Consider the following 16022-nt stretch of genomic DNA (forward strand, 5'->3'; position numbering starts at 1 on the left):
CTGTTTTTTCATTATTTTTAACTTACTTTTCAACTTCAATTATTTGGGGGTTATTTTAATTTTTTGATTTTATAGGTTATTTGATTTATTAGCAAAAGTTAATGTTTTATGTTTGACAAGTTTACTCTCTGTACTAGCCTTAGATCGAAATACTGCTGTAAAACATATCGAGAATATGTTTTTTCTTAACAAAGTATTTGAAGATAGGTAAATACCTTGATCATTTGTCTGATTGGGTGAGGGGAATATAATTTTAATATTTCATCTAAAATAAAAGTATTGTTATTTCAATTATTGATGATTTGAAAAAGTATATTGTTCATTGCTTCACTCAATGATGGTCAGTTTTTAAATTTATATTTATAAGGATATTTAAATGTTTAAAAAAAGTATTATCTCTTGTTCAATATTAGGGCTCTTCTCTTTCTTACCTTCGATTACATTTGCGGCTACACAACTTGACTTACGTAATAATCAAACGCAATTATTACATGTTAATGCAGATAAAAGTGATTTAAGAAGCCTACTTAATTTTACTAAGAATGATAATCTAGATTTAATCAAGCAACGTACCACCACAGCCAATATCACTCATAGCCGTTATCGCCAGCTGTATCAAGGGCTACCTGTTTGGGGACACCATGTCTTAGTGACAACTGATGATGCCCAGCAGGTAGTCGCGTTACATGGGGCTTTATTGCAAGGTATCGACAAAGATGTGAGCACTCAAAGTATACAAAATAATAAAATGCAGGCTAAAGCGGCACTGGTTAAGCAGCAAAATGCATTAAAAGCACAATATCCTGAAGTAAAAAGCTGGGTATTTGAAAATGCGATCAGTGAGAAAGTGATTTATTTAAATGAGCGTAATCAAGCTAAGTTGGCTATTTATGTGTCGTTTTTTGCCGATGCAGCGAAAGGAGGCCATCCTACTCGACCAACTTACATTATTGATGCCACAACGGGGAAAATGATTGAGAGTTATGATGGTTTAGCGTTTGCTAATGGGACAGGCCCAGGTGGTAATGCAAAAGTGGGTCAATATCATTATGGCACTGATTTCCCTGTATTTGATATCATTGATGTGGACGGTACGACTTGCCAAATGGAAAACACCAATGTGAAAACTGTGGATTTAAACCATGGCACATCGGGCACATCTGTTTTTGAGTTTGGTTGCTATGAAAATACCAAGAAAGAAATTAATGGCGCTTATTCTCCGCTTAATGATGCGCACTTCTTTGGTGGAGTGGTGTTTGATATGTTTAATGATTGGTATCAAACCGCGCCACTCACTTTTCAGCTAACAATGCGGGTTCATTACTCAAATAATTATGAGAATGCTTTTTGGAATGGCTCTTCCATGACGTTTGGTGATGGTAGAAATACTTTCTATCCACTCACATCGCTGGATGTGTCTGCTCATGAAGTGAGTCATGGGGTAACCGAGCAAAATTCTGGGTTAGAATATGAGAAGCAGTCAGGTGGCATTAATGAGTCATTTTCTGATATTTCCGGTGATGCCGCCGAGTTTTACATGAAAGGCACTAATGACTTTATGGTGGGAGCGGATATTTTTAAAGCGGCAACGGGGGCGCTACGTTATTTTGCCGATCCAACCTTAGATGGCCGCTCTATTGGGCATGTGGATGACTATTACGATGGATTGGGGGTGCACTATTCCAGTGGAGTCTTTAATCGCGCTTTTTATAATTTAGCTACCACTGCTGGTTGGGATACGCATAAGGCATTTGATATCTGGGTCAAAGCCAATTTGGACTATTGGGGGCCACTGACCAATTTCCAACAAGGGGCTGAAGGCATTTTAGATGCCGCTATGGCACTTAAAGATACTAATCCGAATTTTGACTATCCTGCTGCTGATGTGCGTGATGCATTTGCTGTTGTGGGGATTGATTTGGTGATCCCCGATGAACCGGTCGCCGATTTTTCATATAGTAAAGAATTTTTAACGGTGAGCTTTACTGATCTGAGTTCAAGCCCAAATGGCAGTATTAGCACTTGGGCATGGGATTTTGGTGATGGCGGCAGCTCTGCAGTGCAAAACCCTGTTTATACTTATGCTGGAGGAGGGATTTATCAAGTGGGCTTGACAGTGACTGATGTCGATGACCGCTCACATTCAGTCACGCAAACGGTCAATGTCGCCTCTACACCTGATTACTGCTCTGCTGCAGGTGGTTCAAATAGTTATGAGTGGATAAGTGGTGTCAGTGTTGGAAGCTTTAGTAACAGCTCAGGTGCCAGTGGTTATACCGACTTTACTGGGCAAATTATCGATATGACTAAAGGGACTGAGTACACCATGGCGTTAACTCCAGGCTATTCGGGGGCATCTTATACTGAAACTTGGCAAGTTTGGGCCGATTTAAACCAAGATGGTGATTTTGATGATGCAGGTGAGCAGCTCTTTAGTGGTACTGCGAGTAATACGGTTACAGGTACCTTAACGGTTCCAGCTTCAGCAATGACAGGAGCAACCGTTATGAGAGTGGCTATGCAGTGGAACTCTTCCGTATCGGCTTGTGAAAGCTTTAGCTGGGGAGAAGTGGAAGACTATACCCTTAATGTTTTGTAATGTGATTGGTTAAACAGTAAGGTCGATAAGTGTGCATTACCTGCTTTTCACTGTTGAAGTCAAAGAGGTGGATTGCAGGTGAGATAATCCTTGTCAATAGCGTTTATAAAAAAGGAGGCTCATTGTGAGCCTCCTTTTTCATTCAAGTGCTGTTTTTTTACTTATGCTGCTTGAATGTGTTTCTTTTTTACCTTCATTTTTGCCTGTAGTTCTTCAGCTGAAAAATCATCGACATTAATGGATTTCATACGACCTATTTCTGCTTTTTCCAATAAGGCTACTTCATCCTCAGATAAGACCCCCAGCGCTTTACCTTCTGCTGCTACTTTATCTAACCACATGAAAGGTAGTCGCTTATTTGCAGCTTTACAGACTTTATCAAATAATGGTTCTGCTGCCAGAAGATCTTTAAAGGTTTCCTCTTGTACTCCAATAGGATTATTCTCATGGGCCTCAAAATATTGGCCATTCCCTAAACGGTCGCGACTGGCACAAGGCGTTTGCATAATGGCGGCAACCTTACCATCAAGGGCGTCACTTGGACGACTTAATGGACGACCAAAGGGGAAAATGACTAGACGCAGTACACGGCCCAATCCCATTGGGAAGTTGTCTAATAGTTCATCAAGTGAGGTTTGCAGTTTATGCAATGAATCTTCTACAGCCCATTGAACAAGCGGTAAATCTTCTGTTTTACGTCCATCGTCATGGTAACGCTTAAGCGTGGCAGAGGTTAAGTATAATTGACTTAATAAATCCCCTAGACGCGCTGAAATCCGTTCCTTGCGTTTTAGGTTTCCGCCTAATGTTGCCATAGCTAAATCAGACAGTAGTGCTAAGTTCGCACTAAAACGATTCATATGTTGATAGTAACGTTTCGTTTTATCAGAATAGGGCGCATTAGAGAAACGACTTGAGGTTAAGCCTAACCAGAAACTGCGTACAAAGTTACTTGCTGCGAAACCCATGTGACCAAAAATAGCCGCATCAAAGTCATTTAAGCCTTTATTGGCATCGGGATCAAAGGCTGATTCCATCTCGGCAAGGACATAAGGGTGACAGCGGATAGCCCCTTGACCGTATATGATCATAGAACGCGTAAGAATATTGGCACCTTCCACGGTAATAGCAATTGGCGCAGCTTGATAGCCTCGGCCAAGGTAATTATTGGGGCCAAGACAAACGCCTTTACCGCCATGAATATCCATGGCATCGATAATACTTTTTTGCATTCTATCGGTTAAATGATATTTAACAATAGCAGAAATGACGGATGGTTTCTCACCTAAATCAATACCTGTGGTTGTCAGTGAGGCAACGGCGTCCATTAGATAGGCATTACCGCCGATACGGGCCATTGGCTCTTCAATACCTTCAAGTTTACCAATGGCTAATTTAAATTGACGACGAATGCGGGCATATGCACCTGTGGCTAGTGCGGTGGTTTTTATGCCTCCGGCAGAGTTAGAAGGCAGCGTAATACCACGGCCAACAGATAAACATTCAACCAGCATGCGCCAACCTTGGCCAGCCATTTCTGGGCCACCAATAATGAAGCTTAAAGGCACAAAAACCTCTTCACCTTGAGTGGGGCCATTTTGAAACATGCAATTAAGCGGGAAATGACGACGACCTGTGATAACCCCTTTTAAATCTGTTGGAATAAGCGCACAAGTAATGCCAAGTTCTTTCTTATCGCCCAATAAACCATCTGGATCATTCAGTTTAAAGGCAAGCCCTAATACCGTGGCCACAGGGGCAAGGGTAATATAACGTTTGTTCCAGGTCAGTTTCATACCTAGGACTTCTTCGCCTTCCCATTGTCCTTTGCAGACAATACCAAAATCTGGAATCGCACCTGCATCACTGCCTGCCTCGGGACTGGTTAATGCAAAGCAAGGTACTTCAAGGCCTTTAGCAAGACGGGGTAAATAGTGGTTTTGTTGCTCGCTAGTACCGTAATGCTGTAATAATTCACCTGGACCAAGAGAATTAGGCACACCGACGGTCGATGCTAATTCACTGCTCACACCAGCTAACTTTTGTAGGACACGAGATTGAGCGTAAGCTGAAAACTCTAAGCCACCATATTGTTTTTTAATGATCATGGCAAAAAAGCCATTATCTTTTAAATATTGCCAAACATCTTCAGGAAGATCGGCAAGCTGATGGGAGACTTGATGTTGATTAACCATGGCACATACTGTTTCAACTGGACCGTCAATAAAGGCTTGTTCTTCAGCTGATAAGGTTGCCTTAGGGTAATTATGTAGCTTTTTCCAATTAGGATTGCCTGAAAAAAGATCCGCATCCCACCATGTGGTACCCGCTTCAATGGCTTCTTTTTCCGTAGAAGACATTTCTGGCATGATCCCACGATACATTTTTAGTAATGGGCGAGTGATGAAGCTTTTACGAAAAGTGGTCAGATTAAGCGGTAAAGCTAAGACTAAAAAAGCAATCCAAGCAACAGGGTTGATAATATCCATCATCGAACCTGCCACCATCACAATACCAGCACCAAGTGTTGCAGTCAGCAACGATACTCGTAAATAGGTTAATGCACCTAATACTAAGATCATCGCTATAATCCAAAGTAGCATATTCACTGTCTTTCTCCTTCAAAGTGTGACCCAGTTATCGAAAACGGTCACGAATATTTACTGGTATCCAGACCGAAAGTATTCGTGGTCTGACCTGTGTGCTATAAAATTTAAACCTTAGTGAAAAGTAATACAAGCTTTTTTAAACATTTGTTTAAATATTTATTGTTTTTTTATTATTTAATCTCCGATCAGAACTGGGTAAAATAGCGTAAAATTAGGGTTTATAGTGTATAACGTAGGTGAATATCATGTGTGAACTGCTGGCCATGAGCGCGAATGTGCCGACTGATATCGTGTTTAGTTTTACAGGGTTGGCGCAAAGAGGGGGAGTGACGGGTCCCCATATTGATGGCTGGGGGATCACTTTTTATGAAGGTAAAGGAAGCCGTTCATTTAAAGACGCTTGTCCGAGTAGTGAGTCACATATTGCCACTATGATTAAGTCATTTCCGATTAAAAGTGAATTGGTGATAAGCCACATTAGGCAAGCTAATCGTGGTGGAGTCTCATTGGAAAATACTCACCCTTTTATGCGTGAATTGTGGGGGAAATATTGGACCTATGCCCATAATGGGCAATTGAGTGGCTATGAGAATATATTGACATCGACTCGTTTCCTTCCTGTGGGGGATACCGATAGTGAACAAGCTTTTTGTTGGATTTTAGATAAGGTTTTGGATAAGTTTGGTTATTCTAAACCCCAAGATATGTTGCCTGTTTATCGTTATATTGCAACCTTAGCCGATCAAGTGAGGCAATTGGGTGTGTTCAATATGATTTTAAGTGATGGTGATTTTTTGATGAACTATTGTTCCAATAATTTGTGTTACATTACGCGAAAGGCTCCCTTTGGTAAGGCAAAGCTGATTGACACTGATGTTGTGGTGGATTTTGATAAAGAAACGACACCGAATGATATTGTCACTGTGATTGCAACGCGTCCACTCACTCATAATGAAGAGTGGCATATTTTAGCTCCTGGGCAATGGACATTATTTAGAAAAGGTGAGGTGGTGATTAATCAGCTCGCTGAAATGGAAGGAGAGACATAACGGCACGGATCATAACCCGTGCCGTTATGATAAAATATTAGTGCGCTATTCTTGTTTAGGAGTCGTCGTTGGTGGAGGCGTTGTGTCGGCTTTCGTTTCCACTTGTGTGCTGAGTTCAGGACTAAATTTGTATTTTAATAACTGAATATCCAGTTGTTTACTGCCTTTTTCAAAATGGGTGAGCCTAATGGGTAAATATGCCAGTGAAGGCGCCATCCAGAAAAAAGTTTGCCTTTTTTTACTGTCTCTAACGACTTCTATTTTTATGGTGTCATATACACCACTAACGACTTTAATTTGCTCTCGGCCTAAGACTTTAAATTTATAGTCATCGACTTCGCCTTCTTTGACCATTTTATATTCGAGGTTTTTAGCGCCTTTACTGATATCTAAGCGAAATTGCAATTGAGCCATGAGGGGATCATAGATCAGCTCTTTGTAAGGGAGTTTGACTTTTTTATCTTTGTAGCGACTAAAAATTTCTTGTTTATCTTTTAAAAAGACAGTTTGGTCTTGATAGTCGGAGCCTGTGCCTTTTCTATCATGGGTGTATCGAATGGGGATTAAATTATCGTCTTCAACAGTAAATTCACTGAGGATATGACGTTTATCCCAAAGCACCAGTAAACTCACATCACTATCAAAACGGTATTGATAGATACTGCCTTGTTTTGGAGATAATTGATATCGCGCTTGACCTAATTCAATGCTGCCATAATAAACTTGATACTCAGCCGTTTGGGGGGTGAGTGGTGTGATGGTTGCTTGAACCAATGGACTGATGAAGAGCATGCTAAATATAGAGATAAAAGATATGATTTTTAACAAAGGGACACTCCTTAAAACATCATCAAAATCAGAATTAAAAATATAATATGACTCATTCAATTCATGGCCAATTAAAAAGGGATAGATAAGACCAAGGTGGCAATATCGGGCTTCCATTCAAATTGGGTTAATTTAATTCGTCCATTTTCCACCTGAATACCTTCTAGGGTTAACCGCTGCATTTGATCTCTAAAAGCGGGACTGTGCTTTGGAAAGGCTATTTTACCTTGACTATTTAGCACTCGGTGCCAAGGTAATGAAAGGTGGGAAGGTGCTTTTTTTAAGGCTGTTGAGACAAAGCGTGCACGGCCTGGCAGTCCGGCATAATCGGCCACCTTTCCATAGCTACTGATCTGCCCTTGCGGGATCATCGCAACAATGTGCCAAATTTTTTCCATAGGAGATAGAGCTATTTTTATGGATGACTGACTTGAAGGAGTGAGTTGCAATTGCGCATTAAAAATCGTGTTATCCATAAATAAACCTTAATAGAACAATAATAATATTCGTGAGTAAAATACAAATATCAGTTGCTTAAATATAGCGTATTTTGAACCTAAATTGGGGCATTTATTTTGTAAAGATCCTTTTTTGAGTTGTATAATGGAAAATAAGCCACTCCATGAACCTTTGACGGTTTCAGCTTTCAATCCTATTGCAGAATATGTATTTGTTGGTCAACTCATTCTGTTTTTGAGTATTTGCAAGCTTATATTCAGCATAAGAAATTTGCTTAATGCAATGTATTGCTTTATATGTTTTTTTTAATATTAATGACAGTATGTAAATGGAGTGATAATTGTTCTATTTTATGTGGATTTGATATAATAATGGTGTGTTTTATTGTTGAGGTCACTTTCATGAATTCCATCGATCTTACTCTTGCACGAATGGCTGCAAGACGCCATATTAATATTGAATTTCAAGTTCACTTTATTGTTCAATGTTAAATAATTTGTTGTTCTAATGAAGTTAAGAAGTACCATTTGTTATTCGATAGTACTTCTTATTTTTTGGTGAGATGTTTTATGATCCCAGTTAAGTTACTTGAATACCGTAATGTGAATGTGGTGGATAGATTCACTCAATATTATGCTATTTCAAAGCCTGAAGCAGAAGCAATTTTTGAACAGTTAAAATTGTTTTTGTATACCAGTGTGCAATATTCACATGATAAGTCTAAGCGACTGAATATCGTTGATGAAACATTCATTATTGATGAAATGTGGCATTTTTTTATTTTATTTACTCAAGATTATTATGTTTTTTGCATGAGTATGTTTAATGAGTTTTATCATCATGTACCGTCTTCTACACGTGATGAGTCTATCTCTGTTCATGAATTAAGGGAGCAAATGCAATTTATTACTGATGTATGCGGTGAGGAGACGGTGAAACTGTGGTATCAAGATTGGGCATTGAAATACAATGCACGAAAAATGCATGCTTTGAGCATATTACCAGAGCTTGATTTTGAATAACTTATAGATTTTTCAATATATTACTGCCTATAACAGATTGATTAATATTCAGAAATATCGAGTTTATGTAAAAGTGATGGGTAACCCCAGCCATTTTCATTGACTTTTACTCTCTCTCCCGTTAGATACTCAAACAATGTTGGCGCCAATGAACCATTGGCCTCAGAGGTGAGTGGCTCCGCATTTTGTCCAATAGGTGTTCCCCAAAAACCAATAAATGCGTCTTTTTCGAGATAACTTTCACCTGCATGTCGACCAGGCACTTTGGTGTTGTATCCTATTCCTTCTCTCGGGAAAAGGTTAATGGTGCCAGCTCTTTCATTGGCGTACAGTTGCGCCAGTTGAACAATGGAGTCTTGACGTGGGCTGCGCTCGGTTAGGGTTCGCCATTGTGAGGCATCGCACCATGTAACAGGCTTGTTAGGATCCGCTTGTTCAAGACATTGAGCCATTAAATGGTTTAAGGCGTTTGTTGCTTGAGGGGTGGGTAAATAGGGGTTAAATAATTTGAGATCAAGTAATACCACATCGCTTGATAAAGTGTTTTTTTGATCAAACGCACCATAATAGTAGTGATCATTGTGCTTGATGATACTCTCATCATGCCTGTAGCCATCGCGGTTGCCAATGAGCCTAATTTGGCAATACTGTTCACTACAAGGGGTTTCACGTAAGACCATATAATCGAGTGTGTCGCCCAATGATTGATATATTTCTGTCACAATATCTATGTTATTGTTTGGTTTGGCGTTAAGTGGATGCCATCGAATGAGTTCTTGATAGACTGGCTGAGTCGCCCAATTTTTTTTGGCGTTGAAGAGATCAATCATGAAGTTCCCCCCCGCAGTGGAGGCGATAACGGCATCTGTGGTTTTGTAACTTGGGGCGTGTAATGTATTGGTGATTTTTGGGCCTTCGCCTTCATCGGAAGAGATTTTTTTAATTGTGATGGGAGAGGCGAATTTTTTCTCCAGTATAGGTACGAATATTTTTTCAGGATTTAAGGTGTAATGCACAGGGGCAAGACCATGATCGCCAGCCATACCCCATAAGGTTTGATCATAAACTCCTGCTTGTCGATATGCTTGCTCAACACGGTTTACCCAATAATCCAATCGGTTGAGCTCCCCACTAGGCATAATGATTTCATCACTGAATGGGCCCACAAAATGAGCGAAGTGATCAGGCCAAGGATTATAGATTAAGGTAAAATCAGGCATGCCTTTTGTGTCAAGTTTGGTGTAACTTTCTATATCTTGTTCAATTTTCCACTTCTGAGTGAACTTAGTATAAAATTGCCAGAACGGGATTTGTTGGTATGTTATTATATTGTCGATCAGTGATTGACGTGTTTTATGCAAGATAACTTCTATTTTTGCGCGTTCATCGAGCTCTTTGAGGCAACGTTTTTCACCAAAATCACGAAGTGACTCACCTGCACCTAAGTTGACTAAGCCATCATAGCTAATATGGGCATTCCAATCATATTGTGCATTACAGTTGAGAGTTTTTAAATGCACTAAACGGTCAAACATGGTTTGTACATGATTGGCTTGCAGCAATCTGTCGAGCTGAAGGGCATCATTACCAAAAAAATAGTAGGCTCTGTCTTTCTTTCTATCGACAAAGTGAAAATTGGGAATGCCCGTTCCTTGCGGTCCTGCGACCTTAGCGCCAGTTTTGATTATGGGTAAATTACGTACACTAATAGTGGGCGTTGACGAAATACCTGTTTGAGCGATTGAATGGGGAAACTGACGATATAAGCGTTTAAAAAAAGGAAGATAGTGAGGATCCTGATAGACTTGCTCTGTTATTTTTTTCATAAAGTTAACGGTGGGTTCATGCTCAGGACTCGATTGCACAAGTGGGCTGTTTAAGTGGTGTCGATTGAGGTGCTGCTGGTAGGCATGGGCAATAAAGTGACTTTTGGGTTGGACTAATCCTTGCATTAACCCTTGTTGTAACCCATCTACAGTGAACTGCACTGCCAGACGGCGCTGTTGCTGTGATTGTAAAAAAGCGATGGCTTGATTGGGCTTTTCATGAAATGCGGCTTGTAGCCATTGATTGAGGCGTTGTTGTTTTTCATCTTGATAAATAAATTGTCGATAAGCTTTTAATACATTTAAGCGAACAAAATCAATTAAGGTAATGGTTAAAGCCTGAGCTTTATTGTTGACCTTGGATGCTTGTGTTGGATGATTATCTTTTATGATGGCATTGAGTGATTGTTTCATATCACCATCATTCATATTCAAGCTTGCTTGTTCTAGCGTGTGGATGACGATGGGTTGCATTTTTGCGATTAAGGCCATGTCGTCATCAGATTGACTTAAATAAGTATATTGATCTGGCAGTTGCTCCATTTTTTGCCATTCATCAATTTGAACTAATGCATCATACACTGTGACCATAGTTGCGATAAATTTTCTATTGATTTTAAAGCCTTGCTGATGAATATGATTTTCGGGCGACTGTTTATTTTTTTCCTTGTTTGAGTTCGATTCAAATTGCAGTAAGGAATGCTCAAATGTTTTTAAGGTTTGTTGAGTGTAATGAGTTTGTAGGTGCGCTTTGAACTGATCGTCATTATGAATATTGGTATATCGGTCATAAAACTGATAGAGAAAATAGCCCAAAGGAATTGAATAATGTGGATTAGCTATTTGTTTCATCACACGCTTTTTTACCGTTTTCTCAAGGGGCAAAGTCAGTAGGTAGACTTCTAATGTCATACCGCCAATGGTAAATAGCGTCATATCACGGGCAAATTGAGTCGAGTAAGAGAGTGATGCGACAATTTGATTTTTCAATATATGGGTCGAATTAAACAATCCACCGACAAGGGGAGTATTCGCGATATCGGCATGCGCTGCTTGGATTGACATGAATACAAGTATGATTGAACTTGATAATTTGCCTATTCTCGCCCGAGTCATTATGTTAATACTCGTTTATTTTATTCGTTGTCAAATTGTGGCATTAGAATGCTAGATTGCAAGGTGGAGGAGGGGAAGCTTGTTTGTGTGATGAGAAAAGAAACCGTCAATGTTAAGGACTTGATGAAGGATCCTTATCTTTTTTATTGTTTGTTGAAGATTTATTGGTAAGAGTACTCTCAGTATTGACTTCTTCTTGTGTCTTTTTAGGTTTTTTTTTATGGTTTTTACCAAATTGTGTGAGCTTAAATTTAGCATTGTATTTGAGTACCACTAAGTTACTGGCAATAATACCAAGGATTAAAATAATGATAAGCCATGTTTCTAAATTAGACATTATTTCCTCTTAGTGCTCAGTGTTTAAAATGGAACTTTACACTATAATACCCCAAACAAAATAAGATCCCAACAGCGGTTTAAGTGAGGTTGAGATCTGACTTTGTCTTGTGACTTAATCAACGGCTAAACGGGCTTCACATATTCGAATATCTTCAGGTGTATCCACTTCAGGTGAGTCGAATGCGCTAATAGCGACTTTAATTTTATAGCCATGTTCTAAGGCCCGTAACTGCTCTAGCTTTTCAAGATCTTCTAACCGACCTAAAGGCAGCTTAGCAAAAGTAGACACAAATTTCCGTGTATAAGCATAAACCCCTAAGTGTTTGTAAACGGGGTAGTCATCGGTGTCACGGCCAAACGGAATGCGTGCGCGAGAAAAATACAGTGCGTTAAAGTCATTATCAAACACCATTTTCACATGCTTTGGATCGTTAAGTTCATGTTCTTCTGTGATTTCAAACCCTAGTGTCGCCATACTAAACTCACCGGGATGGCGCTTAAATAGGCTAATGATTTGTTCGATAGAAATAGGGTCGATGAGAGGTTGATCGCCTTGTAGGTTAATGACTAAATCATCATCATTTAAGCCTAATTGGGTAATTGCATCTTCAATACGATCCGTTCCAGATGCGGCATCGGCACTTGTCATGACCACTTTTCCGCCAAAAGACTCTACTGCCGCTTTAATTCTATCATCGTCTGTGGCGATATAGATATGACTTAACCCTTTAGCCAGTGCTGCACGTTCATAGACATGTTGGATCATGGGTTTACCATTAATAGGGGCTAATGGTTTACCTGGGAAACGACTAGAGCCATAGCGGGCAGGGATTAATAAAGTGACATTCATTGATTGACCTATTTTACAAAATATGAAGGGCTGCAAGCAGCCCAAAAAATGTGTTCAATACCATCAACAGATATTGAGAGCCTTAGGATTACATGCGTCGATACAGTGCAGTTAACATGTCGTCAGTGACTTTCTCTTCCCAGCCATCACCGTAAACATTATGCCATAAAGGTCCCATGCTTTTCGCAACTTTTACCATTTTTTCAATGGTTTCATCAGGTAAATCTTTGCAAATACCTTTAGGCAGGGTGACATTATGTTTTTTCAGCATTTGACGGAATTCTGCAACACCTTCAGGGTAGAAGTCTTCAAGTACGTCAAAGGCAATACAATTACCAATACCATGGTGATAGCCTAAGACGTAGCCTAAGCCATAAGAAACAGCATGACAGGCACCAACTTGGCTGTATGCGATACTCATTCCGCCCATGAAAGAAGCCATCATGAGTTTGTCATCTTTTTCGGGGTGATCATCTAAATAGACTTCACGGCACAGTGCAAGGGCTTTTTCACCGTATGATTTTGAAAATTCATTTAAGAAGGTGCCTTCCAATGATTCTATACAGTGAATATAGCAGTCCATTCCAGTGTAAAACCATTGATCTGTGGGAACGCCGCTGATTAGCTCAGGATCCATGATGATTTGATCAAACACAGTATGATCAGAGTTGAGGCCTAATTTACGCTCTGGACCACATAATACCGCCGTACGTGATGCTTCTGCACCAGTACCTGAAATCGTTGGAATGCCCACATGGTGAACGGCTGGATGTTCAATCAGATCCCATCCTTGATATTTAGCCGAGCCACCAGGGTTGGTGAGCATAAGAGAGACCGCTTTAGCAATATCGATGGTTGATCCACCACCTAGCCCGACCACACTGACAGCTTGCTTTTCGCTAAATGCTTGTACTTCTTTAGTGAGATTGTCTATTTGCTCTGTAGTGGGCTCATCATCGACATTGACCCAAATCAAAAAATCTTGTGACTTTAAAGGAATGCGGGCTTCAAGCGGTTTACCTTTATGGGCATCATCCACTAAAAAAACAACATAATCATCATCTTGTTTTCGCTCAGCGGTAAGGACATTGTCAAGCTCAGCAAATGAACCGCGACCATAGATCATTTTGGGCACGACCTTGAAATTCTTAAAACTCATATCATTGGCTCCATTACATTTTTATCTAGTCGAGGCTAGAGTGAAGGGCTGTATAGCCCCTCGCGATTGATTGTGTTAGCGATTATGCGAACGCTTTTTTAATGTTGTTAATACGCTCTTGGATTTGCTCTTCTGTCCAAGATAACTTAATTAGCATTGAAATGGTACGGCTCATTATGGCATCAGATTTAGGAACCGAAACTTGAGTATAATCAGGCTTATCTGCAATCAATGTAATGGGTAAGGCTGCGGGTGATTTGAGCTCTTGAATGTGCTTCCAATTAGTTAAATAGTGCCAGTTATTGACATACCAGTAGAAGCAGCCATCAACCCCATTTTGTGCCAGCTTTTGATTGATTTCTATAGTGCGCTCTTCTGTTGGTAACATAAAGGTGAGAAAGCCGGCTGAATCGCCTTCAGGATCGGGAATTTCACGGAACGTCACTTCATTAATGTCACTCATGGCGTCTTTAATGAGTTTTTTATTGGTACGTTGAATATCAATAATCTTATCTAACTTACGCAACTGGGCAAGGCCCATTGCTGAATTCATTTCTGAAATTCTAAAGTTAAGGCCCATTATGGGATGTGATTCTGCACCGCGATCATTACCGACGTGATCATGTCCGTGATCTGAGAACATATGGGCATGGTCATAGATACTGGTTTGGTTGGTGATAACCGCACCGCCTTCACCGCATGTGATGGTTTTGACTGAATCAAATGAGTAACAACCCACATCCCCAATTGTGCCTAATGCTTGACCTTTATAGCTGCCGCCAATAGCTTGGCACGCATCTTCAAGGATCAGCAAGTTATGCTTTTCACAGACGGCTTTGATTTCATCCATTTTAGCCATTGAACCGCACATATGGACTAAGTTAATGGCTTTTGTTTTAGGTGTGATAGCCGCTTCAATGCCTTCAGGAGATAAACATAAGGTTTCATCAATTTCGGCAAAAACAGGCACCGCACCCGCCATGAACACGGCTTCAACAGAGGCGACAAACGTAAACGGAGGCACAATAACCTCATCGCCAGCTCCAATACCTGCAGCCGCCATGGCCGTTTGCAGTGCAGCGGTACCACTGGATACAAGATGAGCGTGTTTCACGTTCATCTTTTCGCATAACAGCTGCTCCATTTCTCTGGTTTTCCAACGATCGTTGCGCATGTGATCGAAGTTATAGCGAAAGGTAAAACCGTTTTCCATGACATCTGCGACTTCCTGTTTCTCTTCAGGACCAAATAATTCAAAACCAGGCATGTGGATTTCCTTAGAATGCGTTGTGCTGAGTTAACATTTCAAATAATGTTTGCGATTATAACTGCCATAAGGGAAAAAGAGCGAGTATTCTTCTTCAATATTGGACTAATAGGGATATATTTATAGGTAAAAGCGGGAAAATGAGGCTGAATGATAAATAATGATGACATTTTTATATCATTCATCCTCAACGATGGATTATTCGTCTTCAGTGGAGTGATCGTCTTTATTAACAGTTACATCCAAGTCTGATAACAAACCATTTTCGATACTATAAATCCATCCGTGAATCGCTAGTTCTTGGCCACGATGCCAAGCATCTTGCACTATGGTTGTTGCGGTGACATTACCGACTTGTTCAATGACATTGAGTTCGCAGAGGCGATCAAATTGGGCGCTTTCATCTAAGCTGGAGAGGGCGCTTTTTTGCGCTTTATATAAGCTGCGAATAGGGTGTAGCCAGTTATCAATAAGGCCTAATCTATCGGAGCCCATGGCGGCTTTTACGCCACCACAACCGTAATGGCCAACAACCATGATATGTTTAACTTTGAGGACTTCGACAGCGTATTGAAGAACGGATAAGCAATTAATATCGCTGTGCATGACCATATTGGCAATATTACGGTGTACAAAAACTTCACCGGGCATGAGGTCAATAATTTGATTGGAGGGGACACGACTGTCACTGCACCCTATCCATAAATATTCTGGATGTTGTTGAATGGCTAATTGTTCAAAGAATTGAGGATCTTCTTTAACAATACGGTCGGCCCAGCGACGGTTATTATCAAATAAAGGCTTGAGTAGCTTCATTGTGTTTCACTCTTATATTGATCTTGTCATTATTTTAGCATCGTTTATTTTAAAGCTGGTCTATACAGTTTAGTAAAGCCGAC

The 16022-nt window shown here is 40.2% G+C and carries 12 protein-coding genes; 3 read left to right on the forward strand and 9 right to left on the reverse strand.

Annotated elements, in window-relative coordinates; genetic code table 11:
• The first annotated feature begins 376 nt into the window (after nucleotides 1–376).
• Nucleotides 377–2599, forward strand: a complete 2223-nt coding sequence (locus Q0976_RS14005; RefSeq protein ID WP_299494470.1) for a M4 family metallopeptidase — start codon at nucleotides 377–379, stop codon at nucleotides 2597–2599.
• A 161-nt stretch (nucleotides 2600–2760) separates the two neighbouring features.
• Here the strand turns inward: Q0976_RS14005 and fadE are convergent, their stop codons facing one another.
• On the reverse strand, nucleotides 2761–5208 hold the full coding sequence (gene fadE / locus Q0976_RS14010; protein ID WP_299494471.1) for an acyl-CoA dehydrogenase FadE: 2448 nt from the start codon (nucleotides 5206–5208) through the stop codon (nucleotides 2761–2763).
• Nucleotides 5209–5453: 245 nt separating this feature from the next.
• Here fadE and Q0976_RS14015 point away from each other — a divergent pair, with 245 nt between their 5' ends.
• Entirely contained in the window at nucleotides 5454–6257 is an 804-nt protein-coding gene (locus tag Q0976_RS14015) for a class II glutamine amidotransferase (protein ID WP_299494472.1), read from the forward strand.
• Nucleotides 6258–6302: 45 nt separating this feature from the next.
• Here the strand turns inward: Q0976_RS14015 and Q0976_RS14020 are convergent, their stop codons facing one another.
• Both Q0976_RS14020 and Q0976_RS14025 read right to left on the reverse strand, forming a co-directional pair.
• Nucleotides 6303–7049, reverse strand: coding sequence for a DUF3108 domain-containing protein (locus Q0976_RS14020; RefSeq protein ID WP_299494588.1), 747 nt, complete (start codon nucleotides 7047–7049; stop codon nucleotides 6303–6305).
• A 107-nt stretch (nucleotides 7050–7156) separates the two neighbouring features.
• On the reverse strand, nucleotides 7157–7483 hold the full coding sequence (locus Q0976_RS14025) for an MGMT family protein (protein WP_299494589.1): 327 nt from the start codon (nucleotides 7481–7483) through the stop codon (nucleotides 7157–7159).
• A gap of 630 nt (nucleotides 7484–8113) precedes the next feature.
• Here Q0976_RS14025 and Q0976_RS14030 point away from each other — a divergent pair.
• Complete coding sequence (locus Q0976_RS14030; RefSeq protein WP_299494473.1) at nucleotides 8114–8566, forward strand: hypothetical protein; 453 nt, start codon at nucleotides 8114–8116, stop codon at nucleotides 8564–8566.
• 41 nt (nucleotides 8567–8607) lie between these two features.
• Here Q0976_RS14030 and Q0976_RS14035 read toward each other — a convergent pair whose 3' ends face one another.
• The 6 genes from Q0976_RS14035 to can all read right to left on the reverse strand — a co-directional run bounded on the left by Q0976_RS14035 (nucleotide 8608) and on the right by can (nucleotide 15939).
• Nucleotides 8608–11457, reverse strand: coding sequence for an alkaline phosphatase family protein (locus tag Q0976_RS14035; RefSeq protein ID WP_299494474.1), 2850 nt, complete (start codon nucleotides 11455–11457; stop codon nucleotides 8608–8610).
• Between the two features lie 163 nt (nucleotides 11458–11620).
• Nucleotides 11621–11845 (reverse strand): DUF2897 family protein, encoded by a 225-nt coding sequence (locus Q0976_RS14040; RefSeq protein WP_299494475.1) that lies wholly within the window; start codon nucleotides 11843–11845, stop codon nucleotides 11621–11623.
• A gap of 114 nt (nucleotides 11846–11959) precedes the next feature.
• Nucleotides 11960–12697, reverse strand: a complete 738-nt coding sequence (kdsB, locus tag Q0976_RS14045) for an 8-amino-3,8-dideoxy-manno-octulosonate cytidylyltransferase KdsB (RefSeq protein ID WP_299494476.1) — start codon at nucleotides 12695–12697, stop codon at nucleotides 11960–11962.
• 88 nt (nucleotides 12698–12785) lie between these two features.
• Nucleotides 12786–13856: a 3-deoxy-alpha-D-manno-octulosonate 8-oxidase KdnB gene (kdnB, locus tag Q0976_RS14050; RefSeq protein WP_299494477.1), complete on the reverse strand. Its 1071-nt coding sequence runs from the start codon at nucleotides 13854–13856 to the stop codon at nucleotides 12786–12788.
• A gap of 82 nt (nucleotides 13857–13938) precedes the next feature.
• On the reverse strand, nucleotides 13939–15123 hold the full coding sequence (kdnA, locus tag Q0976_RS14055; protein ID WP_299494478.1) for an 8-amino-3,8-dideoxy-alpha-D-manno-octulosonate transaminase KdnA: 1185 nt from the start codon (nucleotides 15121–15123) through the stop codon (nucleotides 13939–13941).
• Nucleotides 15124–15321: 198 nt separating this feature from the next.
• On the reverse strand, nucleotides 15322–15939 hold the full coding sequence (can, locus tag Q0976_RS14060; protein WP_299494479.1) for a carbonate dehydratase: 618 nt from the start codon (nucleotides 15937–15939) through the stop codon (nucleotides 15322–15324).
• Nucleotides 15940–16022: the final 83 nt, after the last annotated feature.

Source organism: uncultured Shewanella sp., assembly GCF_947501665.1.
Classification (GTDB): domain Bacteria; phylum Pseudomonadota; class Gammaproteobacteria; order Enterobacterales; family Shewanellaceae; genus Shewanella.

Bases quoted from the DNA above. Each gene is read 5' to 3' on its own strand.
- Q0976_RS14025 (WP_299494589.1), bottom strand. From the start codon at position 7,483: ATGGAAAAAATTTGGCACATTGTTGCGATGATCCCGCAAGGGCAGATC.
- Q0976_RS14015 (WP_299494472.1), top strand. From the start codon at position 5,454: ATGTGTGAACTGCTGGCCATGAGCGCGAATGTGCCGACTGATATCGTG.
- kdsB (WP_299494476.1), bottom strand. From the start codon at position 12,697: ATGAATGTCACTTTATTAATCCCTGCCCGCTATGGCTCTAGTCGTTTC.
- Q0976_RS14035 (WP_299494474.1), bottom strand. From the start codon at position 11,457: ATGTCAATCCAAGCAGCGCATGCCGATATCGCGAATACTCCCCTTGTC.
- kdnA (WP_299494478.1), bottom strand. From the start codon at position 15,123: ATGCCTGGTTTTGAATTATTTGGTCCTGAAGAGAAACAGGAAGTCGCA.
- Q0976_RS14020 (WP_299494588.1), bottom strand. From the start codon at position 7,049: ATGCTCTTCATCAGTCCATTGGTTCAAGCAACCATCACACCACTCACC.
- Q0976_RS14005 (WP_299494470.1), top strand. From the start codon at position 377: ATGTTTAAAAAAAGTATTATCTCTTGTTCAATATTAGGGCTCTTCTCT.
- Q0976_RS14040 (WP_299494475.1), bottom strand. From the start codon at position 11,845: ATGTCTAATTTAGAAACATGGCTTATCATTATTTTAATCCTTGGTATT.
- Q0976_RS14030 (WP_299494473.1), top strand. From the start codon at position 8,114: ATGATCCCAGTTAAGTTACTTGAATACCGTAATGTGAATGTGGTGGAT.
- can (WP_299494479.1), bottom strand. From the start codon at position 15,939: ATGAAGCTACTCAAGCCTTTATTTGATAATAACCGTCGCTGGGCCGAC.
- kdnB (WP_299494477.1), bottom strand. From the start codon at position 13,856: ATGAGTTTTAAGAATTTCAAGGTCGTGCCCAAAATGATCTATGGTCGC.